The 1,150-nt window shown below is 74.8% G+C and carries 1 protein-coding gene; it reads left to right on the forward strand.

Annotated features, from left to right (window positions below; translation table 11 throughout):
* A partial coding sequence (locus ACFC02_RS42775) for a S9 family peptidase (RefSeq protein ID WP_376368473.1) occupies positions 1 to 1,032 on the forward strand: 1,032 nt, incomplete at its 5' end.
* Positions 1,033 to 1,150 lie beyond the last annotated feature (118 nt).

Below are 1,150 nucleotides of genomic sequence, written 5' to 3' on the forward strand. Positions count from 1 at the left end.
GCCGCCTCGGCGGGCGAGGAGGCCGCCGAGGCGGAGACCGGCGAGACGCACGTCTACCGGGTCAACGAGCTGGGCGTGGAGCGCGTCAGCCAGGAGCCCGGCGTGCACACGGCCGTGCGCGCCGGGGACGTGACCGTGCTGGTGTCGGCGACGCTGGACCGGCCGGGGTCGCGGGTGCGGGTGCTGCGTAGCGGCGAGCAGGTGGCGGAGATCGCCTCGTACGCCGAAAAGCCCGGCATCGCCCCGCGCGTGACCCTCACCCAGGGGGGCGCACGCCGAATTCCGTGCGCCGTGCTTATGCCAACGGACTACCCCCGTGACACGGCCACAGCCGCCCCCCTACCGGTCCTCCTCGACCCCTACGGCGGCCCGCACGGCGCCCGCGTGCTGGCCGCGCACAACGCGTACCTCACCTCCCAGTGGTTCGCCGACCAGGGTTTCGCAGTGGTCGTCGCCGACGGCCGCGGCACCCCCGGCCGCTCCCCCGCCTGGGAGAAGGCGATCCACCACGACTTCACGGTCACCCTCGACGACCAGATCGAAGCCCTCCAGGACCTCGCCGAGACCCACCCGCTCGACCTCGACCGGGTGGCGATCCGCGGCTGGTCCTACGGCGGCTACCTCTCCGCCCTCGCCGTGCTGCGCCGCCCCGACGTCTTCCACGCGGGCATCGCCGGCGCCCCCGTCACCGACTGGCACCTCTACGACACCCACTACACCGAGCGGTACCTGGGCGACCCGGCCGCGGACCCGCAGCCGTACGAGCACTCCTCCCTCGTCACCGGCGACGGCGGCCTGTCCGCGCCCGCCGAACCGCACCGCCCGCTGATGATCGTGCACGGCCTCGCCGACGACAACGTGGTGGTCGCCCACGCCCTGCGGCTCTCCTCGGCGCTGCTCGCCGCCGGCCGGCCGCACGAGGTGCTGCCGCTGTCCGGGGTCACCCACATGACCCCGCAGGAACAGGTCGCGGAGAACCTGCTCCTGCTCCAGGTGGACTTCCTCAAGCGGTCCCTCGGCCTCGGCGGCTGAGCGGACACGGCGACGGGCCGGGCGCGCCTGCCCCGCAAGGGGGTAGCGCGCCCCGCCCGCCCACCGCCCCCCCACGGCCCGACCGCGGGGGCGTATACACAAAAGACGCGGCCCCCCA

Origin of the sequence: Streptomyces sp. NPDC056160 (genome assembly GCF_042268205.1) — a bacterium.
In the GTDB taxonomy this organism is placed as follows: Bacteria; Actinomycetota; Actinomycetes; order Streptomycetales; family Streptomycetaceae; genus Streptomyces.